We start from the raw sequence: 23,173 nt of genomic DNA on the forward strand, positions 1-23,173 counted from the left end.
AGCGCGTCGCTGAGGTGCCAGGATGTCAGGGATAGCTGACCGTGTTCGGTTCGCCGGGGATAGGAATCCATTCCTTTTCGTCGCCCGGTACGCGCGGAAATTCGCCTGCGGTCCATGCGCGGCGCGCCTCCTGGATACGGTCGCGCGAGGAGCTGACGAAGTTCCACCAGACATGGCGCGGGGTGGCGAAAGCGTCCCCGCCCGCCAGCATCGCGCGGCCGCCGCGCGTCGATCGCAGCGTCGCCGAGATACCGGGGCGCAGCACGTACAGCCGCCGCGGTTCGAGTTTCATTCCCTCCAGCTCGGCCTCGCCCTCCGCCAGATACACGGCGCGTTCGTCCGCCGCCGCGTCGATCGGCACGCTCCCGCCCGGCGACAGCGCGATGTCGGCGTAGATCGTGCCCGCATAGGTCGTGGTTGGCGCCGTCTGCCCCCACAATGTCCCCATGATGACCCGCGCGACTGCCCCCGGAGTCTCGATCAACGGCAGAGTTTCGGCCGCAACGTGTTCGAACGCCGGGTCGATTTCCTCGCACCCATCGGGCAGCGCGAGCCAGGTCTGGATGCCCGACAATGCGGGGCCGCCAGCTCGCACCTCGGCAGGCGACCGTTCGGAATGAACGATGCCTTTCCCCGCCGTCATCAGGTTGACCGCACCGGGCCTGATCGTCGCCAGCGTGCCGAGCGAATCGCGGTGATCGATCGCGCCATCGAACAGATAGGTGACGGTCGACAGGTTGATGTGCGGATGCGGGCGGACGTCGATCCCCTCCCCCGCCGGCAGATGCGCCGGCCCCATCTGATCGAAGAACAGGAACGGCCCGACCATCGTGCGGTCGCGATGTGGGAGCGTGCGGTGGACCTTGAACCCGCCCAGATCGTGCGTGACGGGGGTCAGCGTCTGCTCGATCAGGTCATCGCGGCTCATCACTCGCCTCCAGCATATCGGTCAGGTCGGCGGGATAGATCATCTCCGGCCAGCCCGCGACCTCGTCGCGCGCGAACCAGCGCCACGTCGTCATCACCTGCCGCTCGAGTTCGGTGTGACCCGCAGCATCGACCTCGTGCGCATCGACGTTCACGCGGAACCAGCGTTCGTCCGCGCTGACCTCGGCGCCCTCGATCGTCAGGAAATCGACGTGCCGCTGCGCGATCTCGCGCCCCGGATCGGCATCGATCCCGGTTTCCTCCAGCAATTCGCGCCGCGCCGCGGCGGCATAGCTTTCGCCCGGATCGATCGCGCCGCCCGGCGTACACCAGAACGGCGCACGATCGTCGGGCGGCGTGAAGCGGAACAGCAGGACGCGGTCTGCCTTATCGACCAACAGGATGCGCGCCGCCGGACGGGGTTGCCTCACGCCGCGTCCAGCTCGGGATAGTGCCGGAAGATGCCGTCGGTATTGAACGCAATTCGCCGCTCGCTCGCCAGATATTCGGCGATGCGCGGTAGCGCGGCAACCCGGTCGCGGATTGCGATCACCCCGGGATAGTCGCCTTCGATCGCCGCCATCCGCTGCGGGAACATATAGCGCAGCCCCTCGACCAGCTGGAACAGCGAGGTATCCGCATAACTCCATTCGTCGCCGGTCAGCCAGTCGCCGGCGACCGTGCCCGCCGCATCCTCGAAATGCCCGAGATACTTCGGCAATCGCCCGTCACGGAACTGCTTCGCCGCGCGCGCCGCCTCGGCCTTCTGGTCGTCGTAATAATCCATCATCGCGACCGGGTGATGGACGTTGTGGACCTCCGCCACGACATCGGCGATCGTCAGCTGCAACTGGTGAACCCAGTACCGATCCGCGATGCCGGTCGGGCCGACGCCGTGAAATTCGCCGAGGTAGAACAGGATATTGGCGACCTGCGCGATCGTCATCCCGTCCAGATCGATGTACGGCGGCGCGAACGGCGTGTGGCCTGTGCGATCGTTCAGGTCGGCGAGCAGCCCCTCCTCCCCCACCGCCCGCGCGCAATCCTTATACGGGATCCCCGCCGCCTCCAACGGCAGCCGGACGAATTCGCCGCGGCCCTGGATCGAAGGCCAGTACCACAGCCTCAACGTCATGCAGCTTCCCCCGGGGCGGTCGCGCGGATCGCCAGCGCGTGAACCTTTTCGCGCAGCAGATCGGCGAGCGCCTGGTTGACGAGGCGCTGCCGCGCCACGCGCGAAAGCCCGGCGAACGCCGCACTTTCGACGACGACGCGGAAATGGCTCTCGCCAGATCCGTCGTCGCCCATATGGCCAGCGTGCTGCGCGCTTTCGTTGATCACCTCCAGCCGGGACGGGCTGAGGGCGGTGGTGAGGCGGGTCGTCATTTCGGTGGCGACGGGTCCGGTGGAAGGCTGTGTCATACGCCCTATATAGGCCGTTTCGCGCGGGTTTCGGGAAGGTTAAGTTGAGCGGGAGCAAAGATCGACCGAATGCGCGGTTCCACGGCCGGATCGAGGGCGACCGGCCATGCGCCACGGGCGGCTGCGAAGAGGCGGGCGAGTTTCGCGCGCCGCCGCTGGAGGGGCCGGGCGCAGGGGAAGGCCCGTCGCGCTTCCGCTGGTTCTGCCTGGAACACGTCCGCGCGTTCAATTCGGGCTACAATTACTTCGACGGCATGACCGCCGACGAAATCCACCATGCGCAGCGTCCGCTGGCGGGATGGGAGCGCGAAACCCGCGCCTTCGCGCACGCCGGAACCGACCCCGGCCCGAGCTGGTCCGCCTTCACCGATCCGCTCGACGCGATCGGCGCGCGCTTTCGCCGCACGGCCGCGCCCGAACGCAGCGACGGCAAGCCGCTGTCAGGGCAGGATCGCGAGTCGCTCCGCATCCTTGGACTGGCAGCGGACGCGGACCGCATGGCGCTGCGCAAACGCTATTCCGAGTTGGTCCGCCGCTATCACCCCGATCGCAACGGCGGCGATCGGAGCCATGAGGATATGCTGACGAAGGTCATCAGCGCCTATCAACAACTGAAACAGGCTCCGGCGTTCGCCTAGTCCAGGTCGGCCGCATCGAGCAGGGCCGCATCCTCATGCTTCATCCGCTCCTGCCGCGCCTCTTCACGCGCGGACGAGACGGTCGGCGCGAAAGACCCGACGCGGACCTCGCCCGCCGGCTCATACGTCGCGATCACGGTGCCCATCGCGGACACCTGATGCTCGGCAAGCGCGAACGTGCCGCTCGGCGTGCCTTCCCGGAACAGCCGCTTGCCCTTGCCGAGCACGATCGGGAAGGTAAGCGTGGTCAGCCGGTCGAGCAGTCCGGCGCGCAGCAGCAGCGGGTACAGCGTGCTGCTGCCCTGGATCAGCAGGTTGGGACCGTCGGTTTCCTTCAGCGCCGCGATCGCCTCCACATCGGCGATCCGGTGGCTGTTTTCCCACTCCAGCGGCGCGGTCCCATGCGTCAGGACGTGCTTGTCCGCGCGGTTGAGCGATGCTGCGAACTCCGCTTCCTCGCCCGTGACATAAGGCCAATAGGCCGCGAAGATGTCGTAGGTCTTGCGGCCCAGCAGAAGGGCATAAGGGCGAGAGAAGAGGCCGCCGACCACGTCCCCGATGGCCGGGTCGTCAAAGCCGAACAGCCAGCCGCCGAGGTCGAACCCGCCGGTCCAGTCCTCGGTCGGCCCGCCGGGCGCCTGGATCACGCCGTCGAGCGACAGGAACGCACTGCCGACGATCCTACGCATCGGCCTTCTCCGTCAGCCGTTTCGCGACATCCCCGAGCTGATCGGCGCACATGCCCCAGCCCTCGGTGAAGCCCATCTCCGCATGGGCGTCGCGATCCGCCGAGCTCGAGTGCAGCGCCCGCGCTCGGTACAATGTGCGGCCATCACCGGCGTCGGCGAAGCTCATCTCGCCGACGATGCCGACCGGCTGCGGGCTTTGCGGCGTCCAGTCTTCGCCCAGCATGTTGGTGAATACGAAGCGCTTGCCCGGCGTCACCTCGCGCAGCATGCCGTCGCCGCCGTGGCGTTCGCCGTCGGGGCCGTGCATCGCGATCGAGAACCGCCCGCCCGTGCGCCATTCGAGCGCGAGCGGCTCAGCGCGCCACGGCTTTGGGCACCACCATTCGGCGAAATGCTCGGTCGCCGCGCGCCACACCACGTCACGCGGCGCATCGAACACGCGTTCGATGACCAGTTCGTGTCCGGCGCCGGTCATGCCGCCACCTCCTCGCCGCGCCGCGCCCGTTCGATCGTCGCGATGTCGATCTTCTTCATCGTCATCATCGCATCCATCGCGCGCTTGGCCGCCGCTTTGTCGGAACCGGTGGTCGCGGCCATCAGCGCACGCGGCGTGATCTGCCACGAGAAACCCCAGCGATCCTTGCACCAGCCGCACATACTCTCCGCGCCACCGCCCCCCACGATCGCGTTCCAGTAACGGTCGGTTTCCTCCTGGTTTTCGGTCATCACCATGAAGCTGACCGCCTCGGTGGGCTTGAACATCGAGCCCCCGTTGAGGCCGATGAATGCCTGGCCGAGCACGGTGAATTCGACCGTCAGCTCGTCACCCTGCTTTGCCGAAGGGTTGTCGTTCGGCGACGCGTTACGCGCGCCGACATGACTGTCGGGGAAAGTCGCAGCATAGAATTCCGCCGCCTCGCGCGCCTGCCCGTCGAACCACAGGCACGTCACGATCTTGTCGCTCGGCATCCTCTCTCTCCTTATTTTCGCGGCCCGACGATGCCGACCTGCTGGCCGTGCGGGTCGGTGACGTTGGCCGAATAATCGCTACCGGGAATTTCATCCGGTCCTGTCACCGTGCCGCCGCCTTGTTTGGCAGTCTCGATCGCGGCGTCGATGTCGGCGACCTGGAAATACATGTTCCAGCGCGCCGGAGCGTTGGTGGTTGTGCTCGACATTATCGCGCCCGGACGGTCCGCTTCGCTGCGGCCGATGAACGTATAATCGCCCATCGGTCCCATCGGCATCGCGCCCTGCTTGGACCAGCCGAACAGGCTGCCGTAGAAGCCGAGCGCCGCATCGGGATCGGGCGTGGCGAGTTCGATCCATACGCCGTGGCCCAGCCCGGCGTCGCCCGCCATCTGCTTGAACGCGGTCGAATCTTCCGGGCTGTTCCCGCGCATGATGTTGAACACAAGGCCCTGTGGATCGGCACAGGTGGCGAAGCGGCCGACGCCGGGAATGTCCATCGGCCCGAAATGCACCGCGCCCCCCGCATCCTTGACCGCGTCGGCCTGCTTATCGACGTCGTCGACCCCGAAATAGATCGTCCATCCGGGGACACCGGCCATGCCGGGCGGCGGCTTCATGATCCCCGCGACGCCCTCACCATCGGCCGCGTTGGCCAGCAGATAGTCGCCATGCTCGTCCATCGGCGACGGCGCGATCGCCCAGCCCATCACGCTCGCGTAGAAATCCTTCGATTTCGCCTGATCGTCGGTCGTCAGTTCGAACCAGATCGGCGTACCGTTGGGATTGGCCATCTCACGCCTCCTTTTGCTGATCGGTGTCGAGGATCGGGGTGAAGCCGCCGAAGATCATGCGGCTGCCGTCGAACGGCATCTGCATGTCGCGGAACGCAGGATCGTCCTGCATCGCGGACATCCCGGCGTCGCGCGTCGCCTTGTCGGGCCATTCGACCCAACTGAAGACGACGGTCTCGTCATCCTTCGCCGCCACCGCCTTCTTGAAATCGGTGACCATCCCATCGGCGACGTCTACGCCCCAATTCTCGACCAGCCGGGTCGCGCCGAGCCGTTTGAAAGCGTCGGCCGCTTCCTTCGCGTGGTCGAGATACGCGTGCCGGTTTGCGTTTGGCACCGCCGCAACGAAGCCGTCGACATAACCGAACGAGCCGCCCCCTGTATCCAGGATCGTTTCGAACCCGGAATAGATCATCCGCTTACCGTCGAACGGCATATCCGCGGGCGGCTTCATCCGCTCGTCGGATTCCATGCCTTTGCTGGCGGCATCGCACGCCGCCTTGTCGGGATATTCGATCCACGAAAAGACGATGCCTTCGCCGTCCTCGGCCTTCACCGCGCGCTTCATGTCGGTCTGCTTGCCGTCGGGCACGTCATCGCCCCACGTTTCGACAATGCGTTTGCCGCCATGTTCGCGAAAGAACGGCGCGGCGCTTTCGGCCATCTCGCGATATGCCGACTGTTTCCCGGTCGGAACCGGGATCAGGAACCCCTGCACATAGGTCATGCCATCTCTCCTTGGCTCTGCTTCATCTTTTCCTGCCACGCCGCGAATTCGGGCGGCGGCGCGCCGGTGAACCCGGCCATTTGATCCGCCAGCGCCTTCCGGAACGCCGGTCGCGCGGTGGCGCGCTGTACGTAAGCAGTCAGATTGCCGTATTTTTCGATCAGCCCCTCGCCCTCGACGATGCGCAGCACCGCCGCCATCAGCAGATCGCCCGCAGTGAAGCCGTCCCCGTCAAGCCACTGCCGGTCGCCGAGCCGGTCGGACAATTCCTTCAACCGCTCATCGATGCGCGCCTCGACCGCAGGCTTGCGCGGTTTGGACCACGGCTGATCGGCCTCGAACAAGGTGACGAAGGCCAGGTCCATGATCGGCGGCTCAACCGTGTTGAGCGCGGCGAAGGCCCATTCAGTCGCGCGGGCACGTCCAGCGCGATCCGGCGGCAGCAAACCGTCGTGTGTCTCTGCGATATGCAGCACGATCGCGCCCGATTCGAACAACGTCAGGTCGCCCTCCTCATAGGTAGGCACCTGCCCGAACGGCTGGCGCGCGCGGTGGTCGCCCGCTTTCTGTGCACCCTGCGGCAGATACCGCACGTCATACGGTTGACCGACTTCCTCCAGCGCCCAACGGACGCGGAGGTCGCGGACCTGGCCCTTTGCGAAATCGGGCACCCAGTCGAACGCGGTGATGGTGGGACGCATCTTCTCTCTCCTCTCAGGCGATATTATGCGCCGCTTGTGCGGCGATCATTATGACGGTGGTCGCAAAGGCGACGACGCCGATCAGGATGCTGCGGGCGGCGGTCATGTCACTTCGCTCCGGCCGGTTCCTGATGGCCCATCGTCTGTTCGGCGGCGGCCATGTCCATGAATGCCGGTTCGAACGTGTGCCCGTCGAGATCCTCGAACGCGCGGCCGTACATGAACCCCAGATCCTGCTTCTCGCGCGCCTCGCGCCCGCCCGCGGCCAACGCCTTCTCGGTGATCGCGTCGACCGCGGCGCGGCTGTCCTGCGACAGCGCGATCAGCACACCGCTTTCCGCCTTCGCGTCGATGATCCGCTTGGTCGTGAAGGTTGAATAGAAGGCGCGATCGAGCAGCATGAAGCTGATCGCGTCCGACCAGACCATCGCGGAGGCCTGCTCGTTCGAGAACATCGGGTTCTGCGAGCATCCGATCGCTTCGTAGAAGGCGGTCGCCTTCGCCACATCGGCGACGGGCAGGTTCACGAAGATCATCTTTGTCATGACCAATCACTCCTTTGCGACTCGGTGTTTGCATTTTCTGCCCGACTAGGTTACAAAAAACAACCATGAAGTTAGAAAAAGTGACCGACGGGGCGGAAGCATCGACAAAGCGTTGGTATGATGACGCCTGCGGCACCGCCCTTGCGCTGGAATTCGTCGGCGAACGCTGGTCACTGCTCATCATGCGTGAACTCGTGTTCGGGCCGCGCCGGTTCGGCGAGATCAAGGCGAACCTGCCCGGGATCAGCGCCAACGTGCTGACCCAGCGCCTTGAGGGTCTGGAGGCGGCCGGAATAGTGGTTCGGCGACGGCTTCCCTCTCCGGCCAATGTCCAGGTGTATGAACTTACCCAATGGGGCCATGAAGCAGCGCCGCTGATGCGCGATCTCGGGCGGTGGGCGGCGCGTTCGCCGCGGCACGATCCGATGCTGTTCATGTCGAGCGCCTCGGCCATGATGTCGCTTCAGACGCTCGTCGATCCGGAGCGCGCCACACAGACCGAACTGACCATCGCCTTCCGCTTTCCCGCCGATGTGTTCGTGGTCCACACGGGTGCTGCGGGTCTGACGATCGTCCGCGGCGAAACCGGGCACCCCGACGTCATCTTCACCGGCGACACGATGGCGATGCGCCACACGATCTACGGGAAGGTGCCGCTCAGCCGCGACGGCGCGGGCGGCACGTTGGCGGTGGAGGGCGATCTGTCCGCGGCGCAGCGTTTCGTCGATCTGTTCGCCCTTCCCGAGAAGATCGCTTGATCGCAGTGGTTGAGTAAGTCGATCGCTTTGCCCTAAGGCGTAAGGCCAGCTTCGAGGCGATGATGACCGATATCTCCAACACCCAGCCCGACAGTCGCGAAACGACGATCATGGACGCGCCTGACAAGATGATCAGCGTGCGCGAAATGTTCGGAATCGATTCCGACATGGAATGCCCCGCGTTCAGCGAGGCGGACGAACGTGTGCCCGATCTCGATCCGGCCTATGTGTTCGACGCCGACACGACATTGAGCGTGCTGGCGGGCTTCGCGCACAACCGCCGCGTGATGGTGCAGGGCTATCACGGCACCGGCAAATCGACGCATATCGAACAGGTCGCCGCGCGTCTGAAATGGCCGTGCATCCGCATCAACCTGGACGCGCACATCAGCCGCATCGACTTGGTCGGGCGCGACGCGATCGTGCTGCGCGACGGGCAGCAGGTGACCGAGTTCCGCGAAGGGCTGCTGCCGTGGGCGTTGCAGACCCCGACCGCTTTGGTGTTCGACGAATATGACGCTGGCCGCCCCGACGTGATGTTCGTGATCCAGCGCGTGCTGGAGACGGAGGGCAAACTGACCCTGCTCGACCAGAACCGCGTGATCCGCCCGAACCCCTATTTCCGGCTGTTCGCGACCGCCAATACGGTTGGGCTCGGCGACACCAGCGGGCTGTATCACGGCACGCAACAGATCAACCAGGGCCAGATGGACCGCTGGAACATCGTCGTCACGCTGAACTATCTGCCCGCCGCGACCGAGGCGCAGATCGTGCTCGCCAAGTCCGGCGAATATGACAAGCCCGAGGGCAAGAAGACCGTCGAGAACATGGTCCGCGTCGCCGATCTGACGCGCAAGGGTTTCATCAACGGCGATATCTCGACCGTGATGAGCCCGCGCACCGTCATCACTTGGGCGCAGAACGCGCTGATCTTCAACGACGTCGGCTTCGCGTTCCGGTTGAGCTTCCTCAACAAATGCGATGAGGCGGAACGCCCGCTGGTTGCGGAATATTACCAGCGCGTGTTCGGGAAGGATTTGCCGGAGAGCGTCGTCGGTAAAAGCTGACGACGCCGCACGATCATTTTGCGCGCTCGACCTGTTCCAGGCGCGCGCGGACCACCTGCGCCTTCACCTTCGCGGCGCCGGCCAGATCGCCCTTGCCAACCTTTGACTGCGCCAAGGTCAATTGCACGCCCGTATCGTCGATCGCCTTCGTATCGACATAGCTGTCACCGATCGCAGCGATGGCGCGATCGAATTCGGCGTTGGCCGTCGCATAGTCGCCGCTGTCCAGCGCCTTCTTGCCCGCGGCGGCGTGCTGCGTAGCTGTGCTGGCGGTGTCGGTCGTCGTCATGGGATCAGCCTTGCGTTGCGCGATGGCGGGGGTGGCGTCGCCACAGGCGGGCAGCACGAAGCACGCGGCGATCGTCGCCGCCAGCGTCGTGTTACGGATTGATGCGCGATAGCTGCCCATTCGAACCTTCATAATAAGCGAGATGATATTTGGTTGCGACCTCCGATGCGGCCTGGCTCGCCGCGTCGGCGAAACTCTGCCCCTCGCCGACCAGTTCGGAAATGCGCGCGTTCTGATCGTTGTTCAGCTTCGTATAGTCCACGTTGGCGGGCGTCTGCTCGGTTTGCATCATCACGAACTGACGATCGCCGCTTTGCGCCATGATCAGCGGATGGTCTTCGTTGATCATAACCGCGACGTCGGCGCCACTGAACGAGATTCCGGTATCGCCCGAATCGTAGGGATGAGTGTGAAACACACCCAGCAGCCCGGTCTTCGACGGATCGGGAATGGTGTAATCGGGCGTGAACGTGCCCGCCGTGCTGCCGTTTCCGCCGATGTTGATGACGTCGATCTGGCCCGTCGTCTTGTCGAAGACGAGCGTCCCGCCCTGTTCCTTCGCGCTGCCGCCGGGGAAGCTGTCGGCCCATTGCTGATCGAACGTGGCCTGCGCCGAGCGCGAGAAATTGATCGTTGCGGGCGCATCGGCTGGTGTCGCGGGGGTGGTGGCGAGATCAACGCCGCTCGTTGCGGGTTTTCCGTCCGTACCCTCGGTGCGCGCTTCCTGAACGGCTTCGCGAACCTTGCCGACCAGACCGCCGAAGAAATCGCCGATCTTGTCGAAGATGCCCGACAGGAAATTGCCGGCATCCACCGGGTCCAACTGTTGTGCGACCGCGGCATGAGTGTCGCGGGCGAAGGCGGGGTCGTGCCGCGCCAACTCGGCGATGTCGGCGTGGATCTTCGACAGATCGGTGCCCAGCGGAGTCTGTGCACCCGCGACAAGCCGACTTGCGTGTCCTGCCGGATCGGCGGTGTTTGTCTGCGTGGGCTGTGTCAGCGGGGAAGAACCGCTGGCGCGATCGATCGCGATACTCACCTGATCTCTCCTCAGTCGATCCGGTCTCACTAACGCCTGACGCCATACGCGGCTCTAAGCGAAACGATTAGCTGCGCCGCGGCGCGGCCTTGTGCGCGCAGGGCGTGTCGCCCTAAAGCCATGCGCAATGGCGCAGGAAACACCGCTCGATCGCTTCAAATCCGTGCTCGGCGGCACGTGCCGCGCGCTTGCGGACGAGCCGGAGATCGAGCTGGCCTTTACCGCCGATGCGCCGGTGCAGTCGGGCAAGCACATCAAGGTGCCGATGCCCGCGCGCGCGCTGCCCGCAGATCAGGTCGCGGAGGCGCGCGGATTCGCGGATGGCTTCGCTTTAAGACTGAAGCATCATGACACCGCGCTGCACAGCCGCGCCGCGCCGCAGGACGCGGTCGCGCGGGCGGTGTTCGATGCGGTCGAGGGCGCGCGGGTCGAGGCGTTGGGGTCGAAGGGTTATGCCGGGATCGCCGACAATCTGGCCACCGCGCTGGACGTACGGCTGCGCAGCGATCCGATCACGCGGGCGCGGACGCGCGACGAGGTGCCGCTTTCGACTGCGCTGGGGCTGCTGGTGCGCGAACGACTGACGGGCGCCCCAGCCCCCGCCGCCGCCGACAAGGGCCTGTCGCTGGTGCGCGACTGGATCGAGGAGAAGGCGGGCGGCGACCTCGACGCGCTCGCGCTCGCGCTGGACGATCAGCGCGCATTCCAGGGCCTTGCGCGCAAATTGCTCGAAGACCTCGAATTGGTCGAGGGCGACCAGGTGCCCGAGGACACCGACGAGGGCGGCGGCGACGAGGATGAAGGCACCGACAGCCAGGATCAGGACGACGGCGACGAGGGCGAAAGCGAAGGCTCGGAGGGCGAATCGCAGGTCGATTCGCGCGGCGAGCAACGCGACGCCGAGGATGCCGAGGGCGAAGGCGAGGATCAGGGCGACGACCAGTTCGACGACATGGACGGCGAACCCGGCGACGACGGCGAGGAAGGGATGCAGCCCGTCCGCCCCAACCGCCCGTTCGCGGATTTCAGCCCGCACTTCGACTACAAGCCGTGGACGACGCAGTTCGACGAGGTGATCGCCGCCACCGAATTGTGCGACGCCGACGAACTCGCCCGGCTGCGCGGCTATCTCGACCAGCAGCTCGTCCATCTGCAGGCGGTGGTGTCGAAACTCGCCAACCGGCTGCAGCGGCGGCTGATGGCGCAACAGAACCGGTCGTGGGATTTCGACCAGGAGGAGGGATTGCTCGACGCCGCGCGTCTGGCGCGCGTCATCGTCAGCCCCGGCAGCTCGCTCAGCTACAAGGTAGAGCGCGAGACCGAGTTCCGCGACACAATCGTCACGCTGCTGATCGACAATTCGGGATCGATGCGCGGCCGTCCGATCTCGATCGCTGCGATCAGCGCCGACATCCTCGCGCGCACGCTGGAACGCTGCGGGGTGAAGACCGAGATCCTCGGCTTCACGACGCGTGCCTGGAAGGGCGGGCAGGCGCGCGAGACCTGGCTCGCCGCGGGCCGCCCGCCACAGCCGGGCCGCCTCAACGACGTCCGCCATATCGTCTATAAAAAGGCCGACGAGCCGTGGCGGCGCGCGCGCAACTCGCTCGGGCTGATGATGCGCGAGGGGTTGCTGAAGGAGAATATCGATGGCGAGGCGCTGTTGTGGGCGCATGCGCGGATGATGGCGCGGCCCGAGGAACGCCGCATCCTGATGGTCATTTCCGACGGCGCGCCGGTCGACGATTCGACGCTCAGCGTGAACAGCGGATCGTATCTCGAACGCCATCTGCGGCAGGTGATCGACTGGATCGAGAAGAAATCGCCGGTGCAGCTGGTCGCGATCGGCATCGGGCATGACGTGACGCGCTACTACCAGCGCGCGGTGACGATCATGGATGCCGATCAGCTGGGCGGCACGATCATCGAACAGCTCGCCGCGCTGTTCGATACGGAATGATCGTAGCGCCACCGGGCGGTTTCCGAGGCCCGGTCAAGCGATCGGTCACGATCGCCGGGCACCAGACCTCGATCAGCCTGGAGCCCGCTTTCTGGACCGCGCTCGAAGGCGCCGCCGCCACGCGCGCGCTCCCCCTCAACGCGCTGATCGCGGAGATCGACGCAATGCGGATCACTGCCGACGACCCGCCCAATTTGGCCAGCGCGTTGCGAACGTGGCTGCTCGACGTACGCTTGACGCTCTAGCAACATCTCCATAACATGTTATATAACGTGCTATGGAGATGACGGTGACCGGCGATATTCTGGCGGACGACGGACTATTGTTTCTTGGCAGTCGGCTGAAGCGGCTGGGCGAGCGGATGCAGGCCGATGTCGCGCGGATCGTCGAGGCCGCGGGGCTGCCGATTCAGCCGACGCATTATCCCGTACTCGCCGCGATCGACCGCGATGGCCCGGCGACCGTCGGCGATATCGCGCGCGCAATCGGGATGAGCCAGCCGGCGGTGACGCGCGGGGTGACGCGGCTGATCGAACTGGGCTTCATCGCGACGCATCCAACCGCGCAGGATCGGCGGCAAAAGGCGCTGGTGCTGACCGAGGCGGGCAGCGTCGCGATGCTGCAATCGAAACGCGAGGTGTGGCCGCATGTAGAGAGCGCAGTCGCCGAATTGTGCGGCGTTCAGGCCGGCCCATTTCTGACGCAGATCGGGGCATTGGAGGACGGCCTGCGCGCCGCACCGCTCGACCGGCGCGCAGCGGACGGCGCGACGTCGGGGCTGCGGATCCGCGGGTTCGACGATACGCTGGCAGGCGCATTCCACGACATCAACGCGGCTTGGATTTCGGCGATGTTCACGCTGGAGCCGACCGATCGCGAGGTGCTGGAAAACCCGCGCGAGCGGATCATCGCGCCGGGCGGCGACATCCTGTTCGTCGAGGCCGACGGGGTCGGCGTGATCGGCACGTGCGCGTTGCAACGCACCGGCGAGCGACGTTTCGAACTGACCAAGATGGGCGTCACCGAAGCCGCGCGCGGACGCAAGGCGGGCGAATTCCTGTTGCGCGCCATGCTGCGCCGCGCACGCGAACTGGACGCGGACCTGCTGTATCTCCTGACCAGCAGCATATGCGCACCCGCGATCCATCTCTACGAGAAACTGGGCTTCGTGCATGACGCTGCGATCGGGCGCGATTACGGGGCGCGTTACGCGCGTTGCGACGTGGCGATGCGATTTGCCGGACACGATACATTTTACGACAAAGGTGCGACTGGATCGCATTAGCGTTGACAGTGCGATCGACTCTCAATAGCGCACCTCCCCGTAAGGGGATAAGATTTGCCGACCAACCTGCCGTATCTCGCGCTGTCCTGCGTCGGGTTCATCGCCACCGCGCCCGCCTTCGCCGAAGCGCCCGCCACGCCGCAGAGCCGCGTCGCCGACCGCGATGACGTGGTGGTGAACGGCACGAAGGATGTTCCCCCGCCGCAGGTCGAAAGCCCGAAGGCTACGTCCGCCATCCTCGACACGCCGCAGACCATCACCGTCGTCAGCGATCAGGTGATCCGCAAGCAGAATCTGCAGACGTTGCGCGACGTCCTGCAGACGATCCCCGGAATCACGTTCGGCGCCGGCGAAGGCGGCGGTGGTTATGGCGACTCGATCAACTTGCGCGGTTACAGCGCCAGCAACGACATCACGCAGGACGGCGTGCGCGACAGCGCGCAATACAGCCGCACCGACCCGTTCAACCTGCAGCAGATCGAAGTCTATAACGGCGCGAATTCGGTCTTCAACGGATCGGGCAGCGTCGGCGGCACGATCAATCTGGTCAGCAAGGTGCCGACGCCCGAGACTCTCACGATCGTGCAGGGATCGGTCGGCACCGACGAATATTACCGTGGCGCGATCGACAGCAACGTGCGTGCAAGCGACCTGATCGCGGTCCGCCTGAACGCCGCCTATCACCGCAACGACGTGCCCGGCCGCGATGTCGAGAAATTCAAGCGCTGGGGCGTCGCGCCTGCGGTGACGATCGGCATCGATAGTCCGACCAGCCTGACGCTCGCCTATGTCCATCAGGAGGACGAGAACACGCCGATCTACGGCGTACCGTATTTCAAGAGCGGCGTGGCGGACGGCGTGCTGCCCGGCGTCGATCGCTCCGATTATTACGGCATCGTCAATCTCGACCGGCAGGAACAGACGGTCGACCGCCTGACCGCGACTTTCCGGCATCAGGTGAGCGACCAGATCAGCGTCCGCAACCTGACCCGCTGGCAGCGGGTCGGCCAGTATAGCCAGACCAGCGCGCCGCAGGGGACGTTCTGCCTCGCGAACGGCCTCCAGCCGCTCGGCGCGGACGGCGCGGCGACGACCGGCATCGCCTGCAACGCGACGGTCACGAACGTTTCGATCAATGACGGCCCGCTGCAGACCGTCACGGTCCCGGTCCCGCCCGGCTTCTTCCAGCCGTCCGGCCCGCGCGGTTTGGTGCGCGATCAGGAGAACCAGCTCCTGACCAACCAGACCGATTTGCGCATCGAAAGCGGGGAGCGCGACGGCAATTTCCATAACACGCTGAATGTCGGCGTGCAGGGCGCCATCGAGGATTATGCGATCACCACCGCTTCGCTGCCGCGCAACGCGGCCGGTGCGCCGGTGTTGTTGCCGCAGATCAGCCTGTCGAATCCCGACACGACCTACACTGGCCCGATCAACTATACGATCACCGCGCAGTCGAAGGCCGAAACCCGCAACCTCGCGGTATATGCGTTCGATACGCTGGAAATCGGGCGCTATTTCGAGATCAACGGCGGCGTCCGCTGGGAATATAACCGGGGTACTTTCCGCGCGCTGCCGTTGCAGTTCGTGCCGCCGGGAACCGCGCCGCTGACAGACCTTCTACGAACGTCCCAAACCAGCCGCGAGAAGCTCTTTTCCTACCGTATCGGCGGTGTATTCCATCCGGTGCAGGACGTCAGCATCTACGCCGGTTACGGCAACGCCAAGACCCCGTCGTCGGCGACCGTCCGGCTCGGCTGCGGCGTTCCTACAGTTCCAGGCGGGGCAGACCCCTGCGCGACCGCGCCGGAAAGCGCACGCAATTACGAAGCGGGGGTGAAGGCGGGAGTGTTCGGCCGCAGGCTGGAACTGACCGCCGCGGTGTTCCGCAACGAACGCAGCAATTTCCGCGTGCCGTCGAACGATCCCTCGCTGCCCGCAGGGTTGCAGGTGCTGGACGGCAAGAGCCGGGTCGACGGCATCGCGCTCGGCGTGTCCGGCGCTGTGACGCCCGCATGGACGATCTTCGCCAATTACACCTATCTCGACGGCTCGGTCCGCCAGAGCATTTCGAACCGCGATCGCGCCGCGGGCGTATTCGACGCGCAGGCCGGGCAGGATCTGCTCCAGACGCCAAACCATTCGGGCAGCCTGTTCACGACGTACAAACTCCCGTTCGGTCTCGAGGTCGGCTACGGCCTGACCTACCAAGGCAGCTTCGCGCTGAACAACCGCGTGCGGGTGGTGACCACGACCACGACGATCGACACCCCGCAATATCGCGCCGACGATTACCTTATCCACCGCGCATATGTGGCTTACACGTTCGGCGGCGGTCTGACTGCGCAGCTCAACATCCAGAACTTCACCGACGAGAAATACGTCACCGGCATCCGGAACAACGTCAGCACGACGGGGGCGAACAACGGCGCGATCACCGGCGGCTGGGCGACGCCGGGCGATCGGCGAAGCGCGGTGCTGAGCCTGTTCTACAGCTTCTGATCCCGCTACGCCCGCGCTCATGCTGATCGCGATTCCAGACGTTCTCGACTTCGCCACGGTCGCGAAGGTTCATGCGATCATCGACGCGGCGGACTGGATCGACGGCAACGAAACCTCCGGCCCGCAGGCGGCGCTTGCCAAGCGCAACCGGCAGTTGCCGGAGGATTGCGGGGCTGCGCGCGAGGCGGGAGAGATCGTGCTCGACGCGCTGTCCCACACCGCCCTGTTCGTCGCCGCCGCGCTCCCCGCGAAAGTCTTCCCGCCGCTGTTCAACCGGTATGAGGGTGGGCAGGATTTCGGCGTCCATATCGACAACGCCATCCGGCTGAAGCGCGGCAGCGATTTCCGCCTGCGCAGCGACCTGTCCGCGACGCTTTTCCTCGACGATCCCGCCAGCTACGACGGCGGCGAACTGGTGATCGAGGATGTGTACGGCGAACAGAGCGTGAAGCTCCCCGCCGGGCACCTCGTCCTGTACCCCGCCTCCAGCCTGCATCGCGTGACACCGGTCACGCGGGGGGTCCGCACCGCGTCATTCTTCTGGGTCCAGTCGATGGTCCGCGACGACGGCGCGCGGCGCATCCTGTTCGATCTCGACCGCGGGGTGCAGGCGGTGGCGGCCGCCAAGGGCCAGGCCGACCCCGCGGTGATCCAGCTAACCGGGGTGTACCACAATTTGCTCCGTCGTTGGGCCGACGCGTGAGCCTTTCAAACCCTCCCCTGCAAGGGGAGGTGGCGCGCGCAGCGCGTCGGAGGGTGTCGCGCCATCGATAGGGTGACACCCCTCCGTCAGGCCTGCGGCCTGCCACCTCCCCTTGCAGGGGAGGATCGAAAAGCGACTTCATCCTTGTATGCGATTGACTTGCAATAGCCCCTATGCCAGCGGCGAGAGACTGACGGCGGGGTGTGCGGAATGAACAAGCTGGCGATGCGGCGGACGTGGTTTCAGGTCCATAAGTGGATCGGGCTGCTGCTGGCGATCCTGATCATTCCGATTTCGGTGACCGGCGCGGCGCTGGTGTGGCACGACGCGCTCGACGAACTCGTCAATCCGCAGCGCTTCGCGACGAGCGGCGACGATCTGCTCTCGCCGCAAGCGTATCTCGACGCCGCGAAGGCGCGCCTGGCGCCGGGCGAGCGCGTCGCGCAGATCAGCCTGCCCGACGACCACGGCGGCCCGATCATCGTCGCCGCCGCGCGCGCACCGGCGGACAAGCCGCAGGCCGGACCGCCGTCGCGCACGATGCTGTACCTCGATCCGCCGACCGCGCGTGTGCTGGATGTCGCGGACAGCCGCGCGGGGCTGGTTCGCGTGCTACATGTGCTCCACGGCAGCCTGATGGTGCCGGGAATGGGGCGGCAGATCGTCGGCTGGATCGGCGTGTTCATGATGGTGTCGTGCGTCACCGGGCTGTGGCTGTGGTGGCCGACGGTCGGGCGCTGGGCGCGTGGATTGCGCTGGAAACGTCACCGCAACACCGACACGAACCTGCATTATTTGACCGGCTTCTGGGTCGCGCTGCCGTTGTTCGTGCTGTCGCTGACGGGCGCGTGGATCAGTTTCCCGGCGTTCTTCGGCGGCCTGGTCGGCGAAGGCCCGCGCGGGCCGCAACGTGGGCCAGATCGCGCCGCGCTGATGCGCGCCAGGCCGCTCGACGCCCCGGCGACGCTGCTGATGGAGGCGCTCGGCCGCGCCGCGCCGCTCGGCCGTGGCGAGTTGCGTTCGGTGACGTGGCCGACCGACCTGAAGCCCGACTGGACCATCGCCTTCGCCGGGACCGGCCGGCCGATCGGCGTCAGCGTCGCCGACGACAGCGGCACCGCCGCGCTCGCCCCGCCACGCCAGCAAGGCGGCGTCGCGCGGTTGATGCGGCGCATCCACGATGGCACCGACATGGGGATCGTTTGGCAGGTCGTGATCTTCCTCGGCGGATTGCTCCCCGCGATCCTCGGCGTCACCGGCATCATCATGTGGTGGCGTGCGCGCGGGTGGAAGGGCGACCTTGCCGCCAGACAACGCGCACAGCGCGACGTGGTCGCAGCGGAGTAATCATTCCTCCCCGGCACGGGGAGGGGGACCACGAAGTGGTGGAGGGGCAGCCAAGCAGCACCAGCGCTCGTGGCTGCCCCTCCACCACCCGCTTAAGAAGCGGGCGGTCCCCCTCCCCGTTCCGGGGAAGAATTTCTGTTACCGCCCCAACAGCACTCGCGCCTGACCCGCGACCTGCGCCAACATCGCAGCGCTGGGCGCAGCGGCGCTTTTCGCGCGGTCCACGACCGCGTTGAACTGCGCGACGCGCGCATCGTTCTCCGCCAGCCACGCATCGACGCGCTTGTCGGGCGCGCCCTTGCCGTCGCGGCCGAGGAATTCGAGCCGCAGTTGCTCGAACTCGCGCACCAGCCCGGCGATCATCAGCCGCTCCCACGGATCGGCCGGCGATAGCCGCCCCGCGCTCGCCTGCGCCCAGTCGAGCCCCAGCGCCTGCCCCAGCCGCGTATAGGCGCGGGTCAATTGCGTCTCGTCGGTCCGCGACCGCGCGCCGAGATCGACGAGGCCGATCGCACCGTCCATCTCGAACAGCCGCACGACGCGCGCAACCAGAGCCTCGGGCGCACCTTCCGCCGTCAGCGACGCTGCGATCCGTCCGCTCTCCGCGCGCGCCTCCTCCAGCAGCAGTTCGCTTGCTTGGGCATCGAGCTTTGCCACACCCTTCCCGACGCGTTTCAGCACGTCCGCGGGCTGCGTGCCCGGCGCGACGACGCGCAGCAGATCGGCGACCTGCGCGCGGACTGCCTTCGCGACGCTCTCGAACAGCGCCAGCCGCCCGCTTTCGGGCATCGCCGCGCTCTCGATTCCGCCCCACAGGGCCGACAGATCGTACAATTGCTCGACCACGACGAACATCGCCGCAACGTCGGCCAGCGCCGCGCCTTCTTCCTCGGCCAGCTCGAACGGAACCAGGATGCCGATGCGGTTGACGATGCGGTTGGCCAGCTTCGTCGCGACGATCTCGCCGCGCAGCTGGTGGTTGTCGATCGCCTTGGCGAAACGTTCGCGCATCGCGTGCGGGAAGGCGGCGTGGAGATCGGGCGCAAGAGTCGCGTCCGCGCCCAGCCCGGCGACCTCGATCGCATCCTGCAACGCGAGCTTCGCGGTCGCCAGCAGCACCGCCAGCTCGGGGCGCGTCAGGCCTCTGCCCTCGACGCCGCGGCGCAGCAGTTCCTCATTCCCCGCCAGCCCCTCGACCCGGCGATCGAGCCGCCCCGCCGCCTCGAAAATCTCGATCGCGCGGACGTAGCTGGGCAGCGCGTGCGCGCCGTCACGCTCGGCGATCGACAGCGCGAGCGTCTGCAGGCGGTTGTCCTCCAGCACCAGCGCCGAAACGTCGTCTGTCATGCTGCCGAGCAGGATGTTGCGATCCTCGTACGACAGCCGCCCCTCGGTCATCTCGCGATTCAGCGCGATCTTGATGTTCACCTCATTGTCCGAACAATCGACGCCCGCCGAATTGTCGATGAAGTCGGTGTTGATCCGCCCGCCCCGGCCTGAAAACGCGATGCGCGCGGCCTGAGTCACGCCCAGATTCGCGCCCTCGCCGATCGAAATCGCGCGCAATTCTTCGGCATCGACGCGCAGGCGATCGTTGGCCGGGTCGCCGACCGCGCTGTTCGCCTCAGACGCAGCCTTCACATAGGTGCCGATGCCGCCGAACCAGATCAGGTCGACCGGCGCCTTCAGGATTGCGGAAATCAACGCGCCGGGTTCGATCTCATCGACATTCAGGTCGAGCGCCGCCTTCACCTGCGGGGTCAGCGCGATCGATTTCGCATCACGCGCGAACACCCCGCCGCCCGCTGAAATCAGGCCCTTGTCGTAATCCGCCCAGCTCGACCGCGGCAGCGCGAACATCCGCGCGCGCTCGGCCCAGCTTGCCGCCGGATCGGGATCGGGATCGAGGAAGATATGGCGGTGATCGAACGCCGCGACGATCTTCAGCGTCTGGCTGAGCAGCATTCCGTTGCCGAACACGTCGCCCGACATGTCGCCGCAGCCGACGACGCGGATCACGTCGTTCTGCACATCGACGCCGCGCTCCGCAAAATGGCGCTGAACCGACACCCACGCGCCCTTCGCAGTGATGCCCATCGCCTTGTGATCGTACCCGACGCTGCCGCCGCTGGCGAAGGCGTCGCCCAGCCAGAAGCCGCGTTCCAGTGCCAGCGCATTGGCGACGTCGCTGAACGTCGCGGTGCCCTTGTCCGCGGCGACCACGAAATACGGGTCTTCGCCGTCATGAACGCGCACGCCATCTGGATGGACGACCTTGCCCGCGACGATATTGTCGGTGATCGACAAGAGCGTACGGATGAAGATGCGATAGCTTTCGGTCCCCTCCGCCAGCCATGCGTCGCGGTCGCCGGGCGCGGGAAGGTGCTTGGGATAGAAACCACCCTTCGCGCCGGTTGGTACGATCACCGCATTCTTCACACGCTGTGCCTTCATCAGGCCGAGGATCTCAGTGCGGAAATCGTCGCGCCGGTCGGACCAGCGCAGGCCCCCGCGCGCCACCGGCCCAGCGCGCAAGTGAATACCCTCGACGCGCGGGGAGTATACCCAAACCTCGCGCCACGGCAGCGGCGCGGGCAGGCCCGGAATCTTCGCGCTGTCCAGCTTGAACGCCAGCGCTTCGGCGGCGGCGGGCGCGAAGGCGTTGGTGCGCAACGTCGCCGCGATGACCGCCTTGAAATTGCGCAGGATACGATCGTCGTCGATCGCCACGATCGCATCCAGCCCGGCGGCGATCTCCGCATCGCACGCCGCCGTGTCACCATTCGCGGCGGGATCATGCGCCATCGTGAAGCGGGCGATCAGAGCCTTGGCCAGTTCGGGCGCACGCGCCAGCGCGTCGACGACCGTCGTCAGGCCGTAGCTCATCCCCGCCTGCCGCAGGTAACGAAACCATGCGCGGAACAGAACGATCGCCTGCGGGGTAAGTCCCGCCGCCAGGATCAGCCGGCTGAACGCGTCATTCTCCGCCGCGCCCTTCAGCACCGCGGCGATCGCATCCTCCAACACGACGCGGTCATGGTCCAGCGCCGCGCCTTCGGCCTGAACGACGAAGTCATGCACGAAACTGTCGCTGTCCTCGCGCAACCGCGTCGGCAGTTCGCCGATCACGCGGAACCCGAAATTCTCCAGCACCGGCACCGCGTCCGACAACGGCAACGCGCCATGCGTCTTGTAAATTTTCAGCCGCCGATCGTCCCCGCCGAGATGTGGGTAGATCAGGACCGAACGGTCGGCCGCGTCGGCGAGTTCGGACACGCGAAGAATGTCCTCGGCCGCCTCCTCCGCGGTGCTGACGGTGCGGTAATTGGGCGGAAACGCCGCCGCCCAGCGGATCGCCAGCCGCGCCGCGCGCGCCGCAGGGATATGTTCCGCCAGCGCCGCCTCGACATCCGACACCCAGCCACGCACCATCTTCGCCAGCCGCGCGTCGAGCGCCTCGGCATCGGGCATCCGCCCTTCGCCGCGCAGATCGATCGTATAGCGCAGCATCGCGGTCGTGCCGTCTTCCATCGCGACCGACCAGTTCAAGATCGCGCCGTTCGCCGCCTCAGACAGCATCTCGCCGATCGCTACGCGCCGCGCGGTGGTGAGGTCGTCGCGCGGCAGCCACGCGAATGCGAACAGATGGCGCCCGAGCGACGATTGCACCAGCACCAGTTTCGGGCGCGGGCGATCGGCCAGACTCATCGCGGTGAGCGTCAGCGCCTCCAGCGCCTCGCCGTCGAATGCGGTGACCAGATCGTGCGGCAGCGCGGCCAGCGCGTGCGTCAGTGCCTTGCCATTGTGGCCGCCCGGATCGAACGCGAACTTCGCCTCCAACTCGGCCAGCCGCTGGCGCAGCACCGGCACCGCACGCGGCGGCGCGTTCAGCGCGGCGCTGGTCCACAGCCCGGCATGGATCGACAGTCCAGTAACCTTCGCCCCGTTGCGGATCGGTGTGACGATCAGGTCGAGCGGGACGCGGCGATGCACCGGTGACAACAAGCTGGACTTGATCAGCAACGGCGCCTGCTGTCCGGCACGGAACCAATCCAGCGCCAGAAGGCGCGATCGATCGGCCAGCAACGGCGGTTCATGCGCGGCGCGCGCCAGTCCCAGCGGTTCACCGTCCACGCCGCCGGATTCCAGCCAGCGCTCTTGCCCCAGCAAGGTGAAGTGCCGGTCGAGGAACCAGCGCATCAGCGCCGCGCCTTCGGCATCGCCACCGGTATCCTCAATCTCGCCTGCGTCCGCCGCCAGCGTCGCCTGCATCGCGCGCCAGTCCTTCACGGCGGCGCGCACGTCGGCCAGCGACCCGGTCAGGTCATCGACCAAGTCGCGCCGGATGCGCGCATCGGCGCGCTCGGTTTCGATGTAGATCATCGATTCGCGCGTCGACGCGCCGTCCGCAACGCCGGTCAGCACGCCGTCGGCGTCGCGTGTTACGGGCACTACGGGATGGATGATGCGGTCGATCGGAATGTCATGCGCGCCGATTGCGGCTGCGATCGAATCGACCAGGAACGGCATATCGTCGTTGACGATCGCCAGCCGCATCCGCCGCGCCGCGCCGTCGCCGGGCATTGATTCCAGTGCAATCGCCGCGGTCCCGCTCTCGCGTCGCTCGGCGGTCGCGGTCAGGAAAGCGGCTGCCTCCTGTTGCTCGGCCGGACCAAAGCCGTGCAATTCGCCCGGCAAAGCGCCCTTGGTCAGCCGCTCGGCGAGGGCCTGCGATAGTAACTTGAGAGACGATTTCGACATGGCGGGGTCTATGCCCCCGCCGCGGTTCGCGCTCAACCCCCACCGCTGTT

At 66.3% G+C, this 23,173-nt stretch carries 23 protein-coding genes and 1 pseudogene; 9 read left to right on the forward strand and 15 right to left on the reverse strand.

Annotated features, from left to right (window positions below; translation table 11 throughout):
- Positions 1-25 precede the first annotated feature (25 nt).
- The 4 genes from M0208_RS03540 to M0208_RS03555 are packed head-to-tail and all read right to left on the reverse strand — an operon-like array spanning position 26 to position 2,349.
- Complete coding sequence (locus M0208_RS03540; RefSeq protein ID WP_258890351.1) at positions 26-928, reverse strand: pirin family protein; 903 nt, start codon at positions 926-928, stop codon at positions 26-28.
- The gene (locus M0208_RS03545) at positions 915-1,358 is read right to left on the reverse strand and encodes an NUDIX hydrolase (protein WP_258890352.1); all 444 of its coding nucleotides are present in this window, start codon (positions 1,356-1,358) and stop codon (positions 915-917) included. The genes M0208_RS03540 and M0208_RS03545 overlap by 14 nt, the downstream gene beginning before the upstream one ends.
- Positions 1,355-2,062, reverse strand: a complete 708-nt coding sequence (locus M0208_RS03550; protein ID WP_258890353.1) for a glutathione S-transferase — start codon at positions 2,060-2,062, stop codon at positions 1,355-1,357. Before M0208_RS03550 ends, M0208_RS03545 begins: the two co-directional genes overlap by 4 nt.
- On the reverse strand, positions 2,059-2,349 hold the full coding sequence (locus M0208_RS03555) for a BolA family transcriptional regulator (protein WP_258890354.1): 291 nt from the start codon (positions 2,347-2,349) through the stop codon (positions 2,059-2,061). The genes M0208_RS03550 and M0208_RS03555 overlap by 4 nt, the downstream gene beginning before the upstream one ends.
- Before the next feature lie 44 nt (positions 2,350-2,393).
- Here M0208_RS03555 and M0208_RS03560 point away from each other — a divergent pair, with 44 nt between their 5' ends.
- Entirely contained in the window at positions 2,394-2,987 is a 594-nt protein-coding gene (locus M0208_RS03560; protein ID WP_258890355.1) for a J domain-containing protein, read from the forward strand.
- On the opposite strand, the gene M0208_RS03565 is transcribed toward M0208_RS03560, so the two are convergent.
- From M0208_RS03565 to M0208_RS03600, 8 genes and pseudogenes are all read right to left on the reverse strand, one after another.
- Positions 2,984-3,676 carry a dihydrofolate reductase family protein gene (locus tag M0208_RS03565; RefSeq protein ID WP_258890356.1) on the reverse strand — a complete coding sequence of 231 codons (693 nt, stop codon included), beginning with the start codon at positions 3,674-3,676 and terminating at the stop codon, positions 2,984-2,986. The genes M0208_RS03560 and M0208_RS03565 overlap by 4 nt on opposite strands.
- Positions 3,669-4,151: an SRPBCC domain-containing protein gene (locus tag M0208_RS03570; protein WP_258890357.1), complete on the reverse strand. Its 483-nt coding sequence runs from the start codon at positions 4,149-4,151 to the stop codon at positions 3,669-3,671. Before M0208_RS03570 ends, M0208_RS03565 begins: the two co-directional genes overlap by 8 nt.
- Positions 4,148-4,645, reverse strand: a complete 498-nt coding sequence (locus M0208_RS03575) for a VOC family protein (RefSeq protein WP_258890358.1) — start codon at positions 4,643-4,645, stop codon at positions 4,148-4,150. The genes M0208_RS03570 and M0208_RS03575 overlap by 4 nt, the downstream gene beginning before the upstream one ends.
- A gap of 11 nt (positions 4,646-4,656) precedes the next feature.
- Positions 4,657-5,439 (reverse strand): VOC family protein, encoded by a 783-nt coding sequence (locus M0208_RS03580; RefSeq protein WP_258890359.1) that lies wholly within the window; start codon positions 5,437-5,439, stop codon positions 4,657-4,659.
- Between the two features lies 1 nt (position 5,440).
- Entirely contained in the window at positions 5,441-5,854 is a 414-nt protein-coding gene (locus tag M0208_RS03585) for a DUF1428 domain-containing protein (RefSeq protein ID WP_309547030.1), read from the reverse strand.
- Between the two features lie 18 nt (positions 5,855-5,872).
- Positions 5,873-6,166: pseudogene (locus M0208_RS03590) on the reverse strand (DUF1428 domain-containing protein); the annotation flags it as partial.
- Positions 6,163-6,867, reverse strand: coding sequence for a glutathione S-transferase family protein (locus M0208_RS03595; RefSeq protein WP_258890360.1), 705 nt, complete (start codon positions 6,865-6,867; stop codon positions 6,163-6,165). The gene M0208_RS03595 and the pseudogene M0208_RS03590, both read right to left, overlap by 4 nt.
- A 107-nt stretch (positions 6,868-6,974) precedes the next feature.
- The gene (locus tag M0208_RS03600; protein WP_258890361.1) at positions 6,975-7,412 is read right to left on the reverse strand and encodes a VOC family protein; all 438 of its coding nucleotides are present in this window, start codon (positions 7,410-7,412) and stop codon (positions 6,975-6,977) included.
- Positions 7,413-7,477: 65 nt separating this feature from the next.
- Between M0208_RS03600 and M0208_RS03605 the strand changes: the two genes are divergently transcribed.
- Together M0208_RS03605 and cobS are read left to right on the forward strand one after the other, a co-directional pair.
- Positions 7,478-8,170: a helix-turn-helix domain-containing protein gene (locus M0208_RS03605; RefSeq protein ID WP_258890362.1), complete on the forward strand. Its 693-nt coding sequence runs from the start codon at positions 7,478-7,480 to the stop codon at positions 8,168-8,170.
- Positions 8,171-8,232: 62 nt separating this feature from the next.
- Positions 8,233-9,237 carry a cobaltochelatase subunit CobS gene (gene cobS, locus M0208_RS03610; RefSeq protein ID WP_258890363.1) on the forward strand — a complete coding sequence of 335 codons (1,005 nt, stop codon included), beginning with the start codon at positions 8,233-8,235 and terminating at the stop codon, positions 9,235-9,237.
- Between the two features lie 13 nt (positions 9,238-9,250).
- On the opposite strand, the gene M0208_RS03615 is transcribed toward cobS, so the two are convergent.
- A complete protein-coding gene (locus M0208_RS03615) occupies positions 9,251-9,658 on the reverse strand; it encodes a hypothetical protein (protein ID WP_258890364.1) in 408 nt (135 codons plus the stop codon).
- A complete protein-coding gene (locus M0208_RS03620) occupies positions 9,618-10,565 on the reverse strand; it encodes a hypothetical protein (RefSeq protein WP_258890365.1) in 948 nt (315 codons plus the stop codon). Before M0208_RS03620 ends, M0208_RS03615 begins: the two co-directional genes overlap by 41 nt.
- A gap of 127 nt (positions 10,566-10,692) precedes the next feature.
- Here M0208_RS03620 and cobT point away from each other — a divergent pair, with 127 nt between their 5' ends.
- The 6 genes from cobT to M0208_RS03650 all read left to right on the forward strand — a co-directional run bounded on the left by cobT (position 10,693) and on the right by M0208_RS03650 (position 18,362).
- The gene (gene cobT, locus M0208_RS03625) at positions 10,693-12,525 is read left to right on the forward strand and encodes a cobaltochelatase subunit CobT (RefSeq protein ID WP_258890366.1); all 1,833 of its coding nucleotides are present in this window, start codon (positions 10,693-10,695) and stop codon (positions 12,523-12,525) included.
- On the forward strand, positions 12,522-12,770 hold the full coding sequence (locus tag M0208_RS03630; RefSeq protein ID WP_258890367.1) for a ribbon-helix-helix domain-containing protein: 249 nt from the start codon (positions 12,522-12,524) through the stop codon (positions 12,768-12,770). The genes cobT and M0208_RS03630 overlap by 4 nt, the downstream gene beginning before the upstream one ends.
- Before the next feature lie 32 nt (positions 12,771-12,802).
- Positions 12,803-13,810, forward strand: coding sequence for a bifunctional helix-turn-helix transcriptional regulator/GNAT family N-acetyltransferase (locus tag M0208_RS03635; protein WP_258890368.1), 1,008 nt, complete (start codon positions 12,803-12,805; stop codon positions 13,808-13,810).
- A gap of 54 nt (positions 13,811-13,864) precedes the next feature.
- On the forward strand, positions 13,865-16,312 hold the full coding sequence (locus tag M0208_RS03640; protein WP_258890369.1) for a TonB-dependent siderophore receptor: 2,448 nt from the start codon (positions 13,865-13,867) through the stop codon (positions 16,310-16,312).
- Between the two features lie 19 nt (positions 16,313-16,331).
- Positions 16,332-17,015: a Fe2+-dependent dioxygenase gene (locus tag M0208_RS03645; protein ID WP_258890370.1), complete on the forward strand. Its 684-nt coding sequence runs from the start codon at positions 16,332-16,334 to the stop codon at positions 17,013-17,015.
- A 210-nt stretch (positions 17,016-17,225) separates the two neighbouring features.
- A complete protein-coding gene (locus M0208_RS03650; protein ID WP_258890371.1) occupies positions 17,226-18,362 on the forward strand; it encodes a PepSY domain-containing protein in 1,137 nt (378 codons plus the stop codon).
- Positions 18,363-18,500: 138 nt separating this feature from the next.
- Here M0208_RS03650 and M0208_RS03655 read toward each other — a convergent pair whose 3' ends face one another.
- Positions 18,501-23,123 carry an NAD-glutamate dehydrogenase gene (locus M0208_RS03655; RefSeq protein WP_258890372.1) on the reverse strand — a complete coding sequence of 1,541 codons (4,623 nt, stop codon included), beginning with the start codon at positions 23,121-23,123 and terminating at the stop codon, positions 18,501-18,503.
- Positions 23,124-23,173: the final 50 nt, after the last annotated feature.

The organism is Sphingomonas sp. SUN019 (genome assembly GCF_024758705.1).
Lineage (GTDB): Bacteria > Pseudomonadota > Alphaproteobacteria > Sphingomonadales > Sphingomonadaceae > Sphingomonas.